At 55.8% G+C, this 18,427-nt stretch carries 15 protein-coding genes and 2 tRNA genes; 9 read left to right on the forward strand and 8 right to left on the reverse strand.

All coding sequences use genetic code 11. The annotated features are described in order from the left end of the window. Nucleotides 1-270 (forward strand): hypothetical protein (locus tag WGC32_RS12500; RefSeq protein ID WP_342682363.1); only part of this gene is annotated, 270 nt, incomplete at its 5' end. Nucleotides 271-407: 137 nt separating this feature from the next. Here the strand turns inward: WGC32_RS12500 and WGC32_RS12505 are convergent. The 5 genes from WGC32_RS12505 to WGC32_RS12525 all read right to left on the reverse strand — a co-directional run bounded on the left by WGC32_RS12505 (nucleotide 408) and on the right by WGC32_RS12525 (nucleotide 3,420). Continuing rightward, on the reverse strand, nucleotides 408-980 hold the full coding sequence (locus WGC32_RS12505; RefSeq protein WP_191482398.1) for a hypothetical protein: 573 nt from the start codon (nucleotides 978-980) through the stop codon (nucleotides 408-410). A gap of 205 nt (nucleotides 981-1,185) precedes the next feature. Continuing rightward, nucleotides 1,186-1,260: transfer RNA gene (locus WGC32_RS12510), tRNA-Glu, on the reverse strand. A gap of 27 nt (nucleotides 1,261-1,287) precedes the next feature. Continuing rightward, nucleotides 1,288-1,364, reverse strand: a tRNA-Met gene (locus WGC32_RS12515). 47 nt (nucleotides 1,365-1,411) lie between these two features. Further along, nucleotides 1,412-2,950, reverse strand: coding sequence for a PH domain-containing protein (locus WGC32_RS12520; protein WP_342682364.1), 1,539 nt, complete (start codon nucleotides 2,948-2,950; stop codon nucleotides 1,412-1,414). Beyond that, nucleotides 2,950-3,420, reverse strand: a complete 471-nt coding sequence (locus WGC32_RS12525) for a PH domain-containing protein (protein ID WP_191483149.1) — start codon at nucleotides 3,418-3,420, stop codon at nucleotides 2,950-2,952. The genes WGC32_RS12520 and WGC32_RS12525 overlap by 1 nt, the downstream gene beginning before the upstream one ends. A gap of 1,420 nt (nucleotides 3,421-4,840) precedes the next feature. Between WGC32_RS12525 and WGC32_RS12530 the strand changes: the two genes are divergently transcribed. The 7 genes from WGC32_RS12530 (at nucleotide 4,841) to WGC32_RS12560 (ending at nucleotide 12,566) form a co-directional block, all read left to right on the forward strand. After that, entirely contained in the window at nucleotides 4,841-5,722 is an 882-nt protein-coding gene (locus tag WGC32_RS12530) for a phosphate ABC transporter substrate-binding protein PstS family protein (RefSeq protein ID WP_191483150.1), read from the forward strand. Nucleotides 5,723-5,911: 189 nt separating this feature from the next. Further along, nucleotides 5,912-6,847 (forward strand): phosphate ABC transporter permease subunit PstC, encoded by a 936-nt coding sequence (gene pstC / locus WGC32_RS12535; protein WP_462933641.1) that lies wholly within the window; start codon nucleotides 5,912-5,914, stop codon nucleotides 6,845-6,847. After that, the gene (gene pstA / locus WGC32_RS12540; protein ID WP_191510648.1) at nucleotides 6,847-7,704 is read left to right on the forward strand and encodes a phosphate ABC transporter permease PstA; all 858 of its coding nucleotides are present in this window, start codon (nucleotides 6,847-6,849) and stop codon (nucleotides 7,702-7,704) included. The genes pstC and pstA overlap by 1 nt, the downstream gene beginning before the upstream one ends. A 285-nt stretch (nucleotides 7,705-7,989) precedes the next feature. After that, nucleotides 7,990-8,745, forward strand: coding sequence for a phosphate ABC transporter ATP-binding protein PstB (gene pstB / locus WGC32_RS12545; protein ID WP_191483152.1), 756 nt, complete (start codon nucleotides 7,990-7,992; stop codon nucleotides 8,743-8,745). A gap of 89 nt (nucleotides 8,746-8,834) precedes the next feature. Continuing rightward, nucleotides 8,835-9,497 carry a phosphate signaling complex protein PhoU gene (gene phoU / locus WGC32_RS12550; RefSeq protein WP_342682367.1) on the forward strand — a complete coding sequence of 221 codons (663 nt, stop codon included), beginning with the start codon at nucleotides 8,835-8,837 and terminating at the stop codon, nucleotides 9,495-9,497. A gap of 577 nt (nucleotides 9,498-10,074) precedes the next feature. Then, complete coding sequence (locus WGC32_RS12555; RefSeq protein WP_191510649.1) at nucleotides 10,075-10,776, forward strand: winged helix-turn-helix domain-containing protein; 702 nt, start codon at nucleotides 10,075-10,077, stop codon at nucleotides 10,774-10,776. 44 nt (nucleotides 10,777-10,820) lie between these two features. Beyond that, complete coding sequence (locus WGC32_RS12560) at nucleotides 10,821-12,566, forward strand: sensor histidine kinase (RefSeq protein ID WP_342682369.1); 1,746 nt, start codon at nucleotides 10,821-10,823, stop codon at nucleotides 12,564-12,566. A gap of 87 nt (nucleotides 12,567-12,653) precedes the next feature. Here WGC32_RS12560 and WGC32_RS12565 read toward each other — a convergent pair whose 3' ends face one another. Continuing rightward, nucleotides 12,654-12,809, reverse strand: coding sequence for a hypothetical protein (locus tag WGC32_RS12565; protein ID WP_191482929.1), 156 nt, complete (start codon nucleotides 12,807-12,809; stop codon nucleotides 12,654-12,656). 290 nt (nucleotides 12,810-13,099) lie between these two features. Here WGC32_RS12565 and WGC32_RS12570 point away from each other — a divergent pair, with 290 nt between their 5' ends. Continuing rightward, the gene (locus WGC32_RS12570; RefSeq protein ID WP_342682372.1) at nucleotides 13,100-14,056 is read left to right on the forward strand and encodes a class B sortase; all 957 of its coding nucleotides are present in this window, start codon (nucleotides 13,100-13,102) and stop codon (nucleotides 14,054-14,056) included. Between the two features lie 812 nt (nucleotides 14,057-14,868). Here the strand turns inward: WGC32_RS12570 and WGC32_RS12575 are convergent. Both WGC32_RS12575 and nuoF read right to left on the reverse strand, forming a co-directional pair. After that, nucleotides 14,869-16,608 carry an NADH-dependent [FeFe] hydrogenase, group A6 gene (locus WGC32_RS12575; protein ID WP_342682374.1) on the reverse strand — a complete coding sequence of 580 codons (1,740 nt, stop codon included), beginning with the start codon at nucleotides 16,606-16,608 and terminating at the stop codon, nucleotides 14,869-14,871. Nucleotides 16,609-16,629: 21 nt separating this feature from the next. After that, nucleotides 16,630-18,420 carry an NADH-quinone oxidoreductase subunit NuoF gene (gene nuoF, locus WGC32_RS12580; RefSeq protein WP_191510374.1) on the reverse strand — a complete coding sequence of 597 codons (1,791 nt, stop codon included), beginning with the start codon at nucleotides 18,418-18,420 and terminating at the stop codon, nucleotides 16,630-16,632. Between the last annotated feature and the right edge of the window lie 7 nt (nucleotides 18,421-18,427).

Consider the following 18,427-nt stretch of genomic DNA (forward strand, 5'->3'; position numbering starts at 1 on the left):
GGAAAGATGGACGAGCAAGACCTGATCCAGAAGGCGAGAGAAAAGATCATGGAGATTGAGGCCCGTGCCAGGAGCAACACCCACCGCTTGGACGGCTTAGAAGCGTGGAAAGACGAAGCAGAGAGAAAGCATGACGAATACGGGCAGAGGATCACCAAGACAGAGACAAACGTAGATAATCTGACCAAGTCCATGTCGGCGCTGACCAAAGCCCTGTGGGGCATCGCCAGCGCCATCCTGGTAGCCTGCGTTACATTCTTCATACGGTAATGAAAAGAGCCCTGTTCCCACCTCTGTAATAGAGGGAAGGAGCAGGGCTTTTTTTGTGTTTATATTTTGCTTTTCTCGTTGAAGATAAATGGAGAATGAGTAAAAGAATATCGGCTAAAAGCCGGGTACATTTTATACTATCGATACAAACTGATCACTTCCGATTCCGCCGGATTAACCAAATCTCCCATAAGATATACTTCGAAAGTCATACCGTCGTCCATGTTACCTACTGATGCCACACAGGAGTGGAGTTTTTTATCATCAAAATTACCATCTGCATATAATTTTGCTGTCTCCTCCGGATCTGTACGCTGGGGAAAATAGAACCATCCAAGTTCAATCCCGTTTTCATTGAAGTAGTCATAAATTTCAAAGTATGTGTCAATTGCACGCTGTTTTGCATCGTCCTCATCTCCATTTAAGAGCGCAGTTATGACAATATCAATTCCATCATAAGATTGACTTACGGTCAATGAAACATCGCCACCATTAAAATCCTTTGTATATAGCTCTTGGTCAAACTTATTCATCTTATCTACCAAAGAACCATCATCTTGCATTACTTCTTCACTTTTCTCCTTAATGGAGACGACGTTTTTTTCTAAACTTTCCATTATTTCCGGTAAATAGTCTTCGTTTTCTGAAGCACAACTGGTGCAGGAGAACAACAACACAAAACTAATCAGGATTAAGACAATTTTTTTCATAAAAATACCCTCCTTTTTCTTAGATTATACTAGTATTTGGATTTAAAACCAACCTTTTATCGAAATATTTGTGTAGAAAAAGGAGAAGAAGATTTGTAGCGCATGACAAAATAAAAAAGCAGGGACTTAATCCCTGCTAAAGATACAGCCGAACAAACCATCAACAAAAATATAAACAACAGCATTGTTCGGACTGTGTGTGTTTTGGTGACCCGTACGAGATTCGAACTCGTGTAGCCGCCGTGAAAGGGCGGTGTCTTAACCACTTGACCAACGGGCCGTTTGTTCCCCCGAAGGGGAAAAGATATGGTAGCGGCAAATGGATTTGAACCATCGACACTTCGGGTATGAACCGAATGCTCTAGCCAACTGAGCTATGCCGCCATAAACGCCCGTAAAGTTACTGAGCGAATTATATTTTACTATACATTTTATAGTTTGTCAACACTTTTCTTCTCTTTTTGAAAAAAATTGCAAAAACGGCGGAACCAGGAAAACTGGCTGAGAAATCCGGTCTTCACAAACTGGGGGCAGTAGGGGTCCACAGTGCCGAAAAGCTCCACCACCTCTTGGCGGAGCAGGTTCTTGCAGTGATGCCGCTGCCACCCCTCCGCCCGGGTGTGGATGATCACATCACACCGGTCATCCGGACGCTGCAAAATGCTCTGCCGTACCCGCAAAGAGACGATCTTGTCCTTTGGAATAACTACAGTGTGTAGATAAAACCCGGTAGAATAACGGAGAGTATAACAAGATCCATCAAAACCAATGCCGGAGGTGGAGAAATCCGCAATGCGCAGGATCATCCACCAATAGGCGGGGAGGGAGACCATCAGCCCGATAAAGCCGATAAGGCTGTCCCAATCCGGATAAAGCCGGCAAAGCCACCAGGTGGCCAGAGGCAGCAGGAGACAGGGCCAAAAGGGATCAATGATAAACTTAAAGATGGAGCCCAGGTTGGGCTTTGCCTGCCGGGGGGAGATGGTGAACTCTGGGAGCAGCATCTCCTGGGTACGGCGGAATTCCCGGCGGGTCACAGCGGGGATCACGGCGGATACATCGGTTTTATCCTTGCCGAATCCGGCGCAGTGGAGGAAGGCCGTGTGCAGCCCTAGGATTTTGGTCAGGACACTCTGGCGGATTTCCAGGTAATTGACCGATTTTATGTCCAAACTGTAACTACGGTTTGTAAAGATACCGCTATGAATATACAGATTGTTATTAAAACGGCGGACATAGAAGTTCTTATGCCGGATGAGATTGAGGATAAACGCCACCAGCCATCCGCCCAAAATGACATAGGTGACAGCGGCGGCAAAGGGAGGGATGCCGAAGGCAAAGTCCTTGGCCACCTGTTCAAAGGTGCCGACGATCCGGTCCTGGATCTCCTTGCCCAGGATCTGGCCGGAGGTGGAGATCAAGGTGGCCATAAAGACCACGCCGGCAAAGGAGTTGGAGAGGATGGCGGAAAGGGCGGTGACATAAAGCTGCCGGGGCACATATTCCCGGATGGTGAAGGTGGAAGAGGGGGCGTCCTGCCGGAGGAGGGAGAACATCTGCTGTGCGTCGGCCCGCCGGAGGATGAGGGAGAGGTCGGCAGTGCGCTTTCCTCCAGCCAAGGTATCCGCCCGGAGGACCACAGCGCCTACAGGCTTGAGCCAGTAGGGCCGGGTTACCGACAGGGTGGAGAGCCGGGAGGCGGGAAGATAGGTCTGCCGGCGGATAAAAAGCCCGGAGTGGATGGTGACGCCTGAGGCGTCATAGGAATACATAACGCTGTGCCACACCAGGACGCCGATGGCCACAATAAAAAGAACCACCAGGATGTCAAACCAAGCGCCGGAAAGCCAGGCGGTAATTCCGCCCTGGAGGGAGGAGAGGAAGCCGCGGACCAGGGGGATCAATAACAGATAGAGGTAGCGGCCCATACTGTGAAGGATAAAAACGGGATGGCACCAATGTTTCTCCATCAGCTGCCGCCTCCTTCCAGACGGCCGTCCAGGAGGAATCCGTTGAGGTTTTCATAAAGGGCCATAGCGTCCTCCTTCTGGAGGGAGGGCAGATACATGGCTACCCCAGGCGCCCGGATGACCACCGAGGTCAGGCCGGCCAGCTTCATTAGGGGGGACTGGTAGGTCTCCACATACTGGATATTTTCCAGGGAAATAAATCTACGATGGGTATAAATCACTCCATTATTTATATATAGGATAGAGTTTGTCAGGCAAAAGCTGAGCTTTTTCCATTTGATAGGGTACCAGCAGCAATAAAAATAGAGGAAAACAGCGATCCAGATGCCGGTGGCAATGAGCCAGCCCAGGGAGAGAAAGGAGAAAATCAAGGAGCAGAGGAATCCCGGGAAAAAGGTCAGCAGCAGCGCCCGGATCCGCCAGACAGCCAAAGCGCGGCGGGGCGGCTTGACCATGGTGTATTCTGCCATGAAGCTTCCTCCTTTCAGTCACATGTTTCTTTTTCCTCATTATAACACAGCTACTCCCGAGAAAAAACCGCCATTTTGCCACCTACCGGCGGGCGGCGAGTCGCCGCAGCCAAACCGCGTTTATGTGTCAATCGCACCCAGTTGCGGGCAACGCGAGCGGACAGTGCCCGCTGCCAAGCCGCACTGTAGTACCATTCGAAACAAAAATGCGGGTAACGCGGACAGTATCTCGAATAAAACCCAGGGCGCGACCTGCCCGCTCCCAAGCCGCGCTGTGGCGTCGTTCGAGACACATTCGCGTGTGTCGCGGCAGTGGTTTTAGCTAAGCCGTGGCCGCGTCTTCCTCGCCGGCAGGCGCGCCGGCTACCGCTAGACGCACCCTACAAACAGGGGGTTTTCCAAGGGGGAGAGGCGGCCATGGGGCGACTGAGGCGTATTCCCAGGAGGGCTGTGTTGGAAGAAAGGACATGGCCATAAAGGAAAGGCTATGCGGCAGCCAGCCGCCGCCCCCTTGGATCACTTTTGCATCCTTTTCTTGAGAGAAAAGGATGTGCCCGCGCGGCATGAGCGCAGAAGCCACCCACCTGCCGGTGGGAGACATCGCGCTGTGGTGTCAATCGCAACTCAGCTGCGGGCATCGCGGACAGTGCCCGCTGCCAAGCCGCACTGTGGCGTCGTTCGAGACACATTCGCGTGTGTCGCGGCAGTGGTTTTAGCTAAGCCGTGGCCGCGTCTTCCTCGCCGGTAGGCGCGCCGGCTACCGCTAGACGCACCCTACAAACAGGGGGTTTTCCAAGGGGGAGAGGCGGCCATGGGGCGACTGAGGCGTATTCCCAGGAGGGCTGTGTTGGAAGAAAGGACATGGCCATAAAGGAAAGGCTATGCGGCAGCCAGCCGCCGCCCCCTTGGATCACTTTTGCATCCTTTTCTTGAGAGAAAAGGATGTGCCCGCGCGGCATGAGCGCAGAAGCCACCCACCTGCCGGTGGGGGACATCGCGCTGTGGTGTCAATCGCAACTCAGCTGCGGGCATCGCGGACAGCGGTTTTCACCAGACTGTGGGCGCGTCATGCTCTCCGCAGGAGCGCGCTGTGGCGCAATGGGTGACCTATTCGCGTGAGACGCGGGCGGCGAGTCGCCGCAGCCAAACCGCGTTTATGTGTCAATCGCAACTCAGCTGCGGGCATCGCGAACAATGTCACCGACAAAACTCCGGGCGCGATTTGCTGCCCGCTAGGGCCGCGTCATCCTCGCCGGTAGGCGTGCGGGCGGTTTACATAAACTTTACAAAAGCTATAGGTAACCTAGATTTTACACAAAAACAGGGTGTTGTAATATAGCATTGTTCCCAAAAAGAGAAAATACCCATGTAAAGGCAATGTAAATTTGCCGGAAATTTCACAACAAGGAGATTGTTAAAGATGAAAAAGTTACTCGCAGCACTCTTGGCCGCTGCAATGATCACCACCGCTTTTGCAGGCTGCGCTTCCAGCGATGACAGCAGTTCCGCAGCTGACAACAACAGCAGCTCTCAGAGCGAATCCCAGAGCGGAAGCGAATCCCAGAGCGATGCAGCACTGTCCGGTATCCTGAAGCTGTCCGGCTCCACCTCTATGGAGAAGGTTGCAAAAGCTTGGGGCGAAGCGTTCACCGCTGAGAATCCCGATGTAACCGTTGACGTCCAGCTGGGCGGTTCCGGTGCGGCAGTTACCAATGTAAACGACGGCGTTTCTGATATCGGCAACCTGAGCCGTGCGCTGAAGGACGAGGAAAAAGAAGGCCTGACCGAGAACACCGTAGCTCTCGACGGCATCGCGGTAGCAGTCAACCCCGCCAACGGTGTTGAGGACCTGACCATTGACCAGATCAAAGATATCTTCCTGGGCAACATCACCAACTGGTCCGAGCTGGGCGGTTCTGACGCTGAGATCGTCGTTGTCGGCCGTGAGGCTGGTTCCGGTACCCGCGACGGCTTTGAGGAAATTGTCGGAGTCAAAGATGAGGCTCAGTACGACAGCGAGCTCAACGAGACCGGCCAAGTCAAGAACCTGGTCGCCACCAATGAGAACGCCATCGGCTACATCTCCCTGGACTATGTAGACGACACCGTCAAAGCTTTGAAAGTCGGAGGCGTATCCCCCTCTGAGGAGACCATCAAAGACGGCAGCTACACCCTGCAGCGTCCCTTCATCATGGTGACCAAGGGCGAAGGCACCGAGCTGGCCCAGGCATTCCTGGAGTATGTCCTCAGCGAGGCTGGCCAGGAGGTTGCCAAAACCGCGGGCTGCATCCCTGTTATCTAAGAAAACTTCCCTTTTTCATAAAACCTCTTCTTAATACCCTTTACTCCATGTCAAGAAAACTCTATGCACCCCCTGTGCATAGAGTTTTCCGTCTGAATGGAGAAATATACAAAAAGCAATAATGAACAAAATTTTAACGTTATGTAAAGTAGACCCACACCAAAGTGCAGGAAAAGGCGGTGTCAACCTTTGAGTGAGAAAGTAATCGCGGCTCAGCCGGCGAAAGCCTCTGCCGCATCATCGGACATTCTGAAAAACCGGCGCAACAAAAAGATGGTAGAGACAGTCTTCGAGGCTATCTTTATTATCTGCGCCCTGGTGGCGGTGATAAGCGTCGTCGTCATCACAGCCTACATGATCATCTCCGGCGGCCCGGCCATCGGGGAAATTGGCATCAAGGAATTCCTTCTGGGGCAGGAATGGGCTCCCACAGCCTCGGATCCCAAGTTCGGAATCCTGCCCATGATCCTGTCCTCCATCTACGGCACCTTCGGGGCCATCCTCATCGGGGTGCCCATCGGATTGCTCAGCAGCGTCTTTATCGCGGAGATCGCACCCAAGCGGATGCGGAAGGTCCTGCGGGCGGCGGTGGAGCTGCTGGCCGGTATCCCGTCGGTCATCTACGGCCTCATCGGTATGATAGTCATTGTACCCCTGGTGGCGGAGATTTTTGACCTGGCCCTGGGCATGTGCCTGCTTTCCGCCATCATCATCCTGGCCATCATGGTGCTGCCCACCATCGTCAACATTTCCGAAACCAGCCTGAAGGCGGTGCCCCGGGAGCTGACCGAGGCCTCCCTGGCCCTGGGCGCCACCCAGATCCAGACCATCTTTAAGGTCCAGATCCCGGCGGCCCGCTCCGGCATTATGACCGGCGTGGTCCTGGGCATCGGGCGTGCTGTGGGCGAGACCATGGCCGTCATCATGGTGGCGGGCAACGTGGTCAACATGCCGGAGCTGCTGGGCAGTGTCCGTCTCATGACCACCGGTATTGTCCAGGAGATGTCCTACTCCTCCGGGCTCCATCGGGAAGCCCTGTTCGCCATCGGGCTTGTCCTGTTCGTCTTCATCATGATCTTGAACTTCATCCTCAACACTGTGCTGAAGAAGGGGGCTAAGGAATAATGTATAAAAAAGTAAGACCTGTCGATACCCTGATCCGGGGGCTCATCTGGCTATGTGCTATCATCACCATCGCCATCACCGCTGGAATCATCGTTTATATCCTGATCCGTGGCCTGCCCTCCATCAGCTGGAGCTTTTTGACCACCCAGCCTAGTGAACTGCATGGTACTATTGGTATACTCCCTAATATAATTAACACTTTGTATATCGTGATCATCACCCTGCTCATCGCGACCCCTATCGGTATTGGCTCTGCCATCTATCTGACCGAGTACGGCGGAAGGAGTAAGCTGGTTAAGGTCATTGAATTCACCACCGAGACCCTGGCCGGCATCCCTTCCATCATCTACGGCCTGTTCGGGTTTATGTTCTTTGTGGTGTTTATGAAGCTGCAGTATTCCATCATTGCCGGCGGATTGACCCTGGCCATTATGGTACTGCCTACCATTATCCGCACCACCCAGGAGGCGTTGAAATCCGTCAATCCCCTCTATCGTGAGGCAGCCCTGGGCATGGGCGCCACCCGGGTCCACATGATCCGCACCGTCCTGCTGCCCAGCGCTATGCCGGGCATTATGACCGCCGTCATCCTCAGTATCGGACGTATTGTAGGCGAGTCGGCAGCCCTGATCTTCACCGCCGGCATCGGCACCAAGATGCTGCGGATGACCCTGCCCGGATTCTTTGAGCACTTTATGACCTCCGGCGCCACCCTCACCGTCCAGCTGTATCAGTACGCTATGCGTGGTGAGGATCTGGGCATCAGCTTCGCCATTGCCGCCGTGCTGGTGATCATTGTGCTCATCATCAACTTTTCCACCAAGCGGCTGGCACGCCGCCTCAACGCCAAAAACTAGCCACCAGTTACCGCTGGGCGGCGAGTCGCCGCAGACAAGCCGCGCCCCTCCCGGGGCGGATATCGCGCTGTGGTTTCAATCGCAACATCGTTGCGGGCATCGCGGACAGTGTTACGAATAAAATCCAGGGCGCGCCAGCTACCGCTGGAGGAAGTCGCGGATGGGCGCAATGAAAAACAAAATCGCGGGTGTCGCGGCGATGTTGCTAACAAAGCCGTGGGCGCGTCATCCCCGCCGGTAGGCGCGGCGAGGTAAGAATGGGATAGATAGGAGAGTATTATACAGATGGAAAATATCATGGAGACCCGGAACCTAAACTTATACTACGGGGACAATCACGCCCTGAAGAACATCAACCTGAATATTGAGAAAAACAAGATCACAGCCCTTATCGGTCCGTCGGGCTGCGGCAAATCCACCTACTTAAAGACCCTCAACCGGATGAACGACCTGATTGAAAACGTCAAAATCGAAGGGGAGGTCCTGTTGGAGGGCCAGGATATCTATGATCCCCGGGTGGATGTGACCATGCTCCGCAAACGGGTAGGCATGGTGTTCCAGAAGCCCAATCCCTTCCCCATGAGCATTTATGACAACATTGCCTACGGCCCCAGGATCCACGGCATCAAAAGCAGAAAGCAGCTGGATGAGATCGTGGAGAACTCCCTGAAAGGCGCGGCCCTTTGGGACGAGGTCAAAGACCGCCTGAAGAAGAGCGCGATGGGCCTTTCCGGCGGCCAGCAGCAGCGTCTGTGCATTGCAAGAGCCCTGGCGGTTTCCCCCCAGGTACTGCTGATGGATGAGCCAACCTCCGCCCTGGACCCCATCTCCACCATGAAGATCGAGGACCTGATGGTAGAGCTGAAGGAAAAATATACCGTGGCCATTGTCACCCACAACATGCAGCAGGCCGCCCGTATCTCCGACTACACAGCCTTTTTCCTGGTAGGGGAGATGGTGGAATACGCGGACACCGAGAAGATGTTCTCCATGCCTTCGGACAAGCGGACAGAGGATTACATCACCGGCCGGTTTGGTTAATAAAAAAGCGGGAGCTTTCCCAAAAAAGTGGGGAAAGACACCTCATCCTTATGATATAATAGTATATAATTGCAATGGAGGAAACGAATATGTCGGCAAGACTGAGTTTTGACCATGAGCTGGAACTGCTCAATACAGACCTGATCAAAATGGGCGCCCTGGTGGAGGACGCCATTACCAAATCCATTGAAGCGCTGAAGACCAGCAACCACGACATGGCCCGGGAAATCATTGAACAGGATCGCCAGGTGGACGATATGGAAAAGGCCATTGAATCCAGAAGCCTGCGCCTGCTCATGCGGCAGCAGCCAGTGGCCCGGGACCTGCGGGCCATTTCCACTACCCTGAAGATGATCACCGACCTGGAGCGGATCGGCGACCAGGCCGCGGATATCGCGGACCTGTCCATGCGGTTCCAGGAGGAGAGCGCCATGCAGGTTTCCGGACATCTGGAGAAGATGGCCTCAATCGCCAGCGCCATGGTGCACGAAAGCGTGGACAGCTACATCCAGAACGATCCGGAAAAAGCCGCTGGCATCATCAAGCGGGATGACGAGGTGGATCAGCTCTTTGTGGACGTTAAGGACGACCTGGTCGCCAAGATCGGCGAGAACAAGGATCTGGCTGACGACGCCATCGATACCCTCATGGTAGCCAAGTATCTGGAGCGGATTGCCGACCATGCCGTCAACGTCTGCGAGTGGGTTATTTTCTACTCCACCGGCCTGCACAAAAAGACCCAGATCCTCTAACCAGCTGCTGCTGGGCGGCGAGCCGCCGCAGCCAAGCCGCGCCCCTCCCGGGGCGGATATCGCGCTGTGGCGTCGTTCGAGACATAAGCGCGTGAGCCGCAACAATGTTGCAGACAGAACTCAAGGTGCGACCTGCTGCCCGCTAGGGCCGCGTCTTGCTCTCCGCAGGAGCGCGTTGTGGTTTCAATCGCAACAAAAATGCGGGCATCGCAGACAGCGGCTTTAGCTAGGCCGTGGGCGCAATCTACCCGCCGCTAGGCGCGCGGGCGGGCAGTGCCCGCTCCCAAGTCGCGCTGATGTGTCAATCGAGACCCATTTGCGGGCATCGCGTACAGTGTCTCAAACAAGACCAAGGGCGCGTCATCCTCGCCGGTAGGCGCGCGTGCGGCGAGTCGCCGCAGCCAAATCGCGCTGATGTGTCAATCGAGACCCATTTGCGGGCATCGCGTACAGTGTCTCAAACAAGACCAAGGGCGCGTCATCCTCGCCGGTAGGCGCGCGGGTGACGCGGCGGTGTCGCAGACAAAACCAAGTGCGCGTCATGCTGCCCGCTAGGGCAAGAATAAGGAAGAAAGCAATGGCAAAACGAATTTTTATTACAGAAGATGAGGAGGATATCCGGGAGGTCATCAAATGCACCCTGGAATCCTTTTCCTATGAAATCCAGGCTTTTGAAAGCGCAGAGGAATGCCTGGAGGAGACAAAGAAAAATCTGCCGGATCTCATTTTGATGGACATTATGCTCCCGGGCATGGATGGGATTACCGCTCTGGAAAAGCTCAAGTCCCAGAAGGAGACCCAGTCCATCCCGGTGATTATGCTCACCGCCAAGTCCAGCGAGGTGGACAAGGTGACGGGCCTGGACAAAGGGGCCGACGACTATGTCACCAAGCCCTTTGGGGTGCTGGAGCTGGCGGCCCGGGTCCGGGCGGCCCTGCGCAAAAGCGAGGCCTACCAAAAGAAATCCGAGGTGCTGACCTTAGGCGGCATCACCCTGGACGCGGACAAGCGGACGGTGACCAAAAACGGGGAACCGGTGGAATTGACCCTGAAAGAATTTGAGCTGCTCCGGCTTTTAATGGAGAACAAAGACCGGGTCCTGCCCCGGGAGACCCTGCTGGATGAAATCTGGGGCTATGACTATGTAGGGGAGACCCGCACCCTGGATATGCATGTGCGCACCCTGCGGGGAAAGCTGGGGGACAATGGGGAAACCCAGCGGTACATCAAGACGGTGCGGGGAGTTGGATACCGGTTTATCGGCGCCAGCGAAGCGTGACGGAATAAGCGCCCCTGTTTCCCACGGGGGCAAGGGAGATTTTCATGAAGAAAAGCTTGTTTTTACGGATATTCATCATCAGCGCCGTGGTGATCCTGCTGGTGAGCACGGTGATGGCGGCGATGTTCGTTTCGGTGAAGGAACAGGACATTGTGGACAGCATGGACCAGAGCCTGCAGATTATGGTATCCACGGTCATCGATGGTAACACCGACATGGAAGCGGTCGCCGACGAGATGAAAGAGCTCAGCGGCAACCGGATCACCATCGTGGCGTCTGACGGCACTGTGCTGGGGGATTCGGATGAGGACGCTGCCCAGATGGAGAACCATGGGGACCGGGAGGAGATCCAGGAGGCCCTGGCCACGGGATACGGTATGGCCAGCCGGAAGTCGGATACCTTCCTGACCAGCATGCTCTATGTGGCCATCCGGTCGGGGGACAATGTTTTCAGAATGGCCCGTTCCACCGGTGAGGTGGTGGATACCTTGGTATCCCTTTGGCCTATCGTCCTGGTGGCGGTGGTCATTGCCCTGGCCGCGGCCCTGATCCTGGCCCGCTACGGCGCCAGCCGGGCGGTGAAGCCTCTGACCGATACGGTGGACGCCCTCAGCCGGCAGATCGACCACCCGGAAGAGGGGCAAGAGCCGGTCAGCACCAAAGCGCTGGAGGAGATCACCCCCCTGATCAAGACCATCGGGGAGATGAGCGAGGACATCACCCGGGCCAAGGATCGGCTCAGCGTCCAGATGGCCCAGACCCGGTTTATCCTGGACAATATGGAGCAGGGCCTGGTCTTTGTCAACCCGGAGATGAAGATCCTCTTAGTCAACCGCAGCGCCCGCAACTTCCTGGGGGAGAGCCAGGAGGTGGAGGGGCTGGATTTCATCCACCTTTCCCGGGACATCAAGCTGTATGACAGCGTCACCCTGGCGGTGAAGGAGGGCCGCTCCTGTATCTTTGACATGGATCTGCGGCGGACGGTAGGCGCCATTGTGTCGGTGAATATTTCGCCGGTGCGGGCCAGCTGGATCAGCAGCGGCCCCGAGGAGCATCATCTGGGGGCTGTTGTCCTTCTCACCGATGTGACCCAGACCCGCCAGATGGAGCAGATGCGCAGCCAGTTTGTAGCCAATGCCTCCCATGAGCTGAAGACCCCCATCACCTCCATTAAAGGCTTTGCGGAGCTGCTGGCGGGCGGCCTGGTCAAGGACGAGCGGAAGTCGCGGGAATACCTGCTGCGGATCCGGGATGAGTCGGAGCGGATGACCAGCATCATCGAGGACATCCTGAAGATCTCCAGCCTGGAGGCGGAGGAATATCATCCGCCCCTGACCCAGGTGGATCTGCTGGAGGTGGCCAAGGAGGCGGTGGATCAGGTCTCCCACGAGGCCCAAAAGAATGGGATCACCGTCACAGCCCAAGGGGAAAGCGTCACCATCCTTGCTTTCCGGGAGGATGTGTTCCAGATGATCTCCAACCTGGTGGACAACGCGGTGAAATATAACCGCCCCGGCGGCTATGTGAAGGTGCAGATACACAGGGAAGGGATCAACGGGAAAATCGTGGTGGAGGACAACGGCATCGGCATCGCCAGGGAGCACCAGGGCCGGATTTTCGAGCGGTTCTACCGGGTGGATAAGGGCCGCAGCCGGAAGATCGGCGGCACCGGCCTGGGTCTTTCCATTGTCAAGCATGTGGCGGCCAACCTAGGCGGGGAGATTTCCCTGCGCAGCGAGGAGGGCCGGGGCACCACCATCGCCGTGCGGATCCCCCTGGAAAAGGAATAGCCTATCCTTTTCGCAGAGCAGACAGAACAAAACCCGGAAGAAAGCTTCATTTCTTCCGGGTTTTATGGATGTGGGGCGATGGTGGAATTATTTCTCGCTGATGTAAGTATGTTCATATCCATCCTCGGTTTCGTCAAAAAAGATGAAATCGTCAATATCGCCGGATACGGAGAACCATCGGGATTGATGGGCGTTTACATCATGGTTTCCCGCTTGCATCGCGTTTGCAGTGTTGTATTCCATGTCGTTTTCTCTCCCCGCCGAAGCGGGCTCCTTTCTGTGAAATATGGCCTTTGAAGCGGCTAGTTACTAGTATATGCGATGAATATGAATTTGATGCGGGAATTTTGTAAAAACCATGTGCAGGAAATGAAAAAATTTCCAGACAAAAAAGGAGCAAATCCAAAAAAAATTGTAAAATTTTTTTCAGAATGACAACAGAACCCAGGATTTATGCTATAATAGGACAAGATTCTGCGCTCTCGTTGGGGGCGGATCAATGATTAAAAAAATGGTAGGAGCTGAATCAGAACGTGAGTAAACAATTATCCGGCTTGTGGAAGAAGATCTGCAAGTTTTTCCGCAATAGAAATGTATTGATTGCGACGGCCTTTGTGCTCTTTTTGCTTTTGGCGGCGGTGCTGGACCGCTTTGTCTTCCACATTGTGCTGAAAGCTCCGGAAGAGCCCAGCTCCAGTTCCAGCTCCAGCTCATCTTCCTCCTCGTCGTCCTCTTCCTCCAGCAGCGAGAGCCGGGAGCTGACCGAAGCCGAGATGCTGCCAGGCTCCGGGAATCTGGAGAACTCCCCCTATGTAGACGATTCGGTCTTTGATGAGATCGCGGAATACAACGCTGTCAACAGCGACGTCAAAGCCTGGCTGACAGTGGATGGGACCAACATCAATTACCCGGTGGTGCAATTTACCGATAACAGCACCTATATGTCCTTGGGTTACGACGGAAATTACAGCTATAACGGCGTCATCTTGGCCGATTATGAGGACCGGCTGGGCAACGCCTCTCAGCTTTCCCACAACACCGTCATCTACGGCCACAACTGGACTAACTACAGCGCGGATCCTAAGATCGGCGATCCCAGCGACGAGATGTTCGCCCAGCTGACCGCCTTCCAGCATCTGGACTTTGCCAAGGAGAACCTGTTCATCCACTTCACCACCCAGGAGCAGAGCATGACCTTCAAGATCTTCGCCGCCTTCTATACCGAGGACACCTTCCCTTATTACTATCCCAATCTGAACACCGATGAGATGATGGAGATGGTGGCCAGCGCCCGGGAGCGCAGCGAGCACGACTACGACGTGCTGGTGGATGAAAATGATAAGCTCATCTCCCTTTCCACCTGCACCCGCCGCTTCGGCTCCACCGACCGGCAGCGCTTTGTGGTCATGGGACGCCTGCTGCGCCAGGAGGAAAAGGCCACTCCCTACGAGGTGACAGCCAATCCGGATCCAGTGCGCCCCAACCTGTAAGGCGCCCCCCACCATTATACAGACTACAGACCAAAAGGGACCGCATAATCTATGCGGTCCCTTTTTTGTTTATGTGGCGGCGAGTCGGCGGGCAGTGCCCGCTCCCAAGTCGTGCTGTGGTGCTATGGGTAACTAAGTCGCGTGTGCCGCGACGGTGTTGCGAAGAAAATCTAGGCCGCGTCTTGCTGACCGCAGGTCCGCCACCTTCCGGTGGAGGATATCGCGCTGTGGCGTCAATCACAACATAGTTGCGTGCAACGCGGGCGGCGAGTCGCCGCTCCCAAGTCGCGCTGTGGTGCTATGGGTAACTAAGTCGCGTGTGCCGCGACGGTGTTGCGAAGAAAATCTAGGCCGCGTCTTGCTGACCGCAGGTCCGCCACCTTCCGGTGGAGGATATCGCGCTGTGGTGTCAATCGCAACATAGTTGCGTGCAACGCGGGCGGCGAGTCGCCGCTCCCAAGTCGCGCTGTGGTGCTATGGGTAACTAAGTCGCGTGTGCCGCGACGGTGTTGCGAAGAAAATCTAGGCCGCGTCTTGCTGACCGCAAGGTCCGCGCTGTAGCGTCGTTCAAAACATAAGCGCGTGCCACGCGGCAATGTCGCAAACAAAACCAGAGGCGCGTCATCCCGCCCCGGGAGGGGCCCAGCTACCGCCGGGGGAAGTTGCGGATGGGCGCAATGAAAAACAAAAACGCGAGTGCCGCGACGGTGTAACAAATAAAACTCAGAGGCGCGTCTTGCCGCCCGCTAGGGCTGGAAAAGGGCCGGTCCATATGGACCGGCCCTTTTCTTGGTTAAACTTTTCTATATGGCTTAGAATCTGTCGCGTTTGACATAGGAAGTATGAAGCACTTCGTGGGCTTTGTGGCTGCCGGGCTGGCCGAAGTACTCGTCATAGAGGACCTTGCAAACCGGGCTCTCGTGGGATTTGCGCAGAGGCAGGTTTTCGTCCTCAGCATAGAGGGCTGCCGCACGCAGGCCCTTGAGATCCACATTGTTGCGGACAGAAGCCGGCTGGGTGGGCTGGCCGCCGCCGTTGACACAGCCGCCGGGGCAGGCCATGATCTCGATAAACTGATAATCCGCCTTGCCGTCCCGAACGCTTTCCAGCAGCTTTCTGGCGTTCTTGATGCCGGAGGCAACAGCCACCTTCACATCCATGCCGCCTACATTGTAGGAAGCCTCTTTGATGCCAGCGGTGCCGCGGACCTCGGTGAACTCCAGCTTCTGGAGCTCTTCGCCGGTGAGCTTCTCCACAGCAGTGCGCAGGGCAGCTTCCATAACGCCGCCGGTGGCTCCGAAGATGGCGCCGGCGCCGGTGGTGATGCCCAGAGGCGCGTCAAAGTCCTCGTCAGGCAGGTTGGCAAAATCCAGGCCCGCCCGCTGAATCATCCGGGCCAGCTCCCGGGTGGTCAGGGCAATATCTACATCGGGAACGCCTGCGGCGCTCTCGTTGTCACGGCCGGTTTCAAACTTCTTGGCGGTACAGGGCATGATGGAGACAACCACCAGGTCCTTGGGATCGATGCCCATCTTCTCTGCATACCAGGTCTTGGCCACAGCGCCGAACATCTGCTGGGGAGATTTGCAGGAGGACAGGTTGGGGATGAACTCGGGGAAGTAATGCTCACAGTATTTGACCCAGCCGGGGGAGCAGGAGGTAATCATGGGGAGGGTTCCGCCGTTCTGAACCCGCTCGATGAGCTCGTTTGCCTCCTCGATGATGGTCAGGTCAGCGCCTACGTCGCAGTCAAAGACACCGGCAAAGCCCAGCCGCCGGAGAGCGGCTACCATCTTGCCCTTGACGTTGGTGCCTACCGGCATGCCGAAGCTCTCGCCCAGGGTGACCCGGATGGAAGGAGCGGTATTGACAATGACCGTCTTGGAAGGATCAGCCAGGGCTTTCCAAACATCGGCGGTCTGGTCTTTTTCATACAAAGCGCCGGTGGGGCAGGCTACGATGCACTGTCCGCAGGAGATGCAGGCCACGTCGGCCAGCTTGTTCTCAAAGGCGCATCCGATATGGGTCTTGAATCCCCGCTCGTTGGGGCCGATGACCGCGATATCCTGCAGGTTGGCGCAGGCGGCGGAGCAGCGGCGGCAGAGGACGCACTTGGAGTTGTCGCGCACCATATGGGCCGCGGAGTCATCGATGGGATAGACTTCGTTTTCGCCCATAAAGTAGTTTTCATCGCATCCGAACTCCTTGGAGAGACGCTGCAGCTCGCAGTCGCCGGAGCGGACGCAGGAAAGACATTTCTTGTTGTGGGTGGAGAGGATCAGCTCCAAGGTCATCTTCCGGGACTCCAGGACCTTGGGGGTGTTGGTGAAGATCTCCATCCCCTCGTTGACCGGGTAGACACAGGAGGCCACCAGGCTTCTGGCGCCTTTGACCTCTACCATACAGATCCGGCAGGCGCCGATCTGGTTGATATCCTTCAGATAGCAAAGGGTGGGGATATGGATACCCGCATACCGTGCAGCCTCAAGAATGGTAGAGCCCTGGGGCACGGACAGGGGCATACCGTTGATTTTAATATTTACATTCTCCATGGGTTGGGTACACTCCTTTTCTTACTTCTTGACGATTGCACCGAAGCGGCATTTTTCCATACAAGCGCCGCACTTGACGCACTTCTGTTTGTCGATGGTATGTACTTTCTTGACCTCGCCGGAAATAGCGGACGCCGGGCAGATTCTGGAGCACAGGGTACAGCCTTTGCACTTGGCGGGATCGATTTCGTAGCTCAAGAGGGCCTTGCAGACGCCGGCCGGACATTTTTTGTCCACGATGTGGGAGACATACTCATCCCGGAAATAGTGGAGGGTGGAGAGCACCGGGTTGGGCGCTGTCTGGCCCAGGCCGCACAGGGCGTTTTCTTTGATGTAGTGGCACAGCTCTTCCAGTTTGTCCAGATCCTCCAGGGTAGCGTTGCCCTTGGTGATCTTATCCAGCATCTCTAAGAGCCGTTTGGTACCCACACGGCAGGGGGTACATTTGCCGCAGGACTCATCTACAGTAAACTCCAGGAAGAACTTGGCGATATCCACCATACAGGTGTCCTCGTCCATGACGATGAGGCCGCCGGAACCCATCATGGAGCCGATGGAGAGCAGGTTGTCGTAGTCGATGGGAATATCAATATGCTCAGCCGGGATACATCCGCCGGAAGGACCGCCGGTCTGGGCCGCTTTAAACTTCTTGCCGCCCGGGATACCGCCGCCGATCTCCTCGACGATCTCTCTGAGGGTGGTGCCCATGGGGACTTCCACCAGGCCGGTGTTGTTGATCTTGCCGCCCAGGGCGAAGACCTTGGTTCCCTTGGACTTCTCGGTGCCCATAGAGGCGAACCATTCGGGGCCGTTGAGGATGATCTGGGGGATGTTGGCGTAGGTTTCAACGTTGTTGAGGACGGTGGGCTTGCCGAACAGGCCCTTGACCGCCGGGAAGGGAGGACGGCATCTGGGCTCGCCCCGGTGGCCTTCAATGGAGGTCATCAGCGCGGTTTCCTCGCCGCAGACGAACGCGCCGGCGCCCAGACGAAGCTCCAGGTTGAAGTCAAAGCCGGTGTCAAAGATGTTCTTGCCCAAAAGCCCGTATTCTCTGGCCTGGTCAATGGCGATCTGCAGCCGCTTGACGGCGATGGGGTACTCGGCCCGGACATAGATGTAACCCTGGTTGGCGCCGATGGCATAGCCGGCGATGGCCATAGCCTCGATAACCGCATGGGGATCGCCTTCCAGAACGGAACGGTCCATGAACGCGCCGGGGTCGCCCTCGTCGGCGTTACAGCAGACGTATTTCTGCTCGTTGACCGAAGCTCTGGCAAAGGACCATTTCCGGCCGGTGGGGAAACCGGCGCCGCCCCGGCCTCTCAGGCCGGAGTCCAGGATGACCTGGATGACCTGTTCCGGGGTCATCTCGGTGAGGACCTTGCCCAGCGCCTGGTAGCCGTCCATGCCGATGTACTCGTCGATATTCTCGGGGTTGATGACACCGCAGTTGCGCAGGGCTACACGGTGCTGCTTTTTATAGAAATTGGTGTTGTTGAGGGATTCGATGGTGTCGTCGTCCTGGACCGTCTCCTGATAGAGCAGGCGTTTGACAATACGGCCCTTGAGCAGGTGCTCGGTGACGATTTCGGGGATATCCTCGGGCTTGACCATGCTGTAGAAGGAGCCCTCGGGATAGACGATCATAATGGGACCTAAAGCGCACAGGCCGAAGCATCCCGTTTTGATGACCTTGACTTCATCTTTCAGACCGTTGCGCTCGATTTCCTTTTCCAGGGTCGCAACAATCTGCTCGGAGCCTGAGGAAGTACAGCCGGTACCGCCGCAGACCAGTACATGAGAACGAAACATTTGATTT

This window comes from Zongyangia acetica, assembly GCF_038739695.1.
Taxonomy (GTDB): domain Bacteria; phylum Bacillota; class Clostridia; order Oscillospirales; family Ruminococcaceae; genus Zongyangia; species Zongyangia gallinarum.

Excerpts from the sequence above, each read along its gene's own strand:
- WGC32_RS12525 (WP_191483149.1), bottom strand. The coding sequence starts at position 3,420 with ATGGCAGAATACACCATGGTCAAGCCGCCCCGCCGCGCTTTGGCTGTC.
- pstB (WP_191483152.1), top strand. The coding sequence starts at position 7,990 with ATGGAAAATATCATGGAGACCCGGAACCTAAACTTATACTACGGGGAC.
- nuoF (WP_191510374.1), bottom strand. The coding sequence starts at position 18,420 with ATGTTTCGTTCTCATGTACTGGTCTGCGGCGGTACCGGCTGTACTTCC.
- WGC32_RS12560 (WP_342682369.1), top strand. The coding sequence starts at position 10,821 with ATGAAGAAAAGCTTGTTTTTACGGATATTCATCATCAGCGCCGTGGTG.
- WGC32_RS12505 (WP_191482398.1), bottom strand. The coding sequence starts at position 980 with ATGAAAAAAATTGTCTTAATCCTGATTAGTTTTGTGTTGTTGTTCTCC.
- WGC32_RS12575 (WP_342682374.1), bottom strand. The coding sequence starts at position 16,608 with ATGGAGAATGTAAATATTAAAATCAACGGTATGCCCCTGTCCGTGCCC.
- WGC32_RS12520 (WP_342682364.1), bottom strand. The coding sequence starts at position 2,950 with ATGGAGAAACATTGGTGCCATCCCGTTTTTATCCTTCACAGTATGGGC.
- WGC32_RS12565 (WP_191482929.1), bottom strand. The coding sequence starts at position 12,809 with ATGGAATACAACACTGCAAACGCGATGCAAGCGGGAAACCATGATGTA.
- phoU (WP_342682367.1), top strand. The coding sequence starts at position 8,835 with ATGTCGGCAAGACTGAGTTTTGACCATGAGCTGGAACTGCTCAATACA.
- WGC32_RS12530 (WP_191483150.1), top strand. The coding sequence starts at position 4,841 with ATGAAAAAGTTACTCGCAGCACTCTTGGCCGCTGCAATGATCACCACC.
- WGC32_RS12555 (WP_191510649.1), top strand. The coding sequence starts at position 10,075 with ATGGCAAAACGAATTTTTATTACAGAAGATGAGGAGGATATCCGGGAG.
- pstA (WP_191510648.1), top strand. The coding sequence starts at position 6,847 with ATGTATAAAAAAGTAAGACCTGTCGATACCCTGATCCGGGGGCTCATC.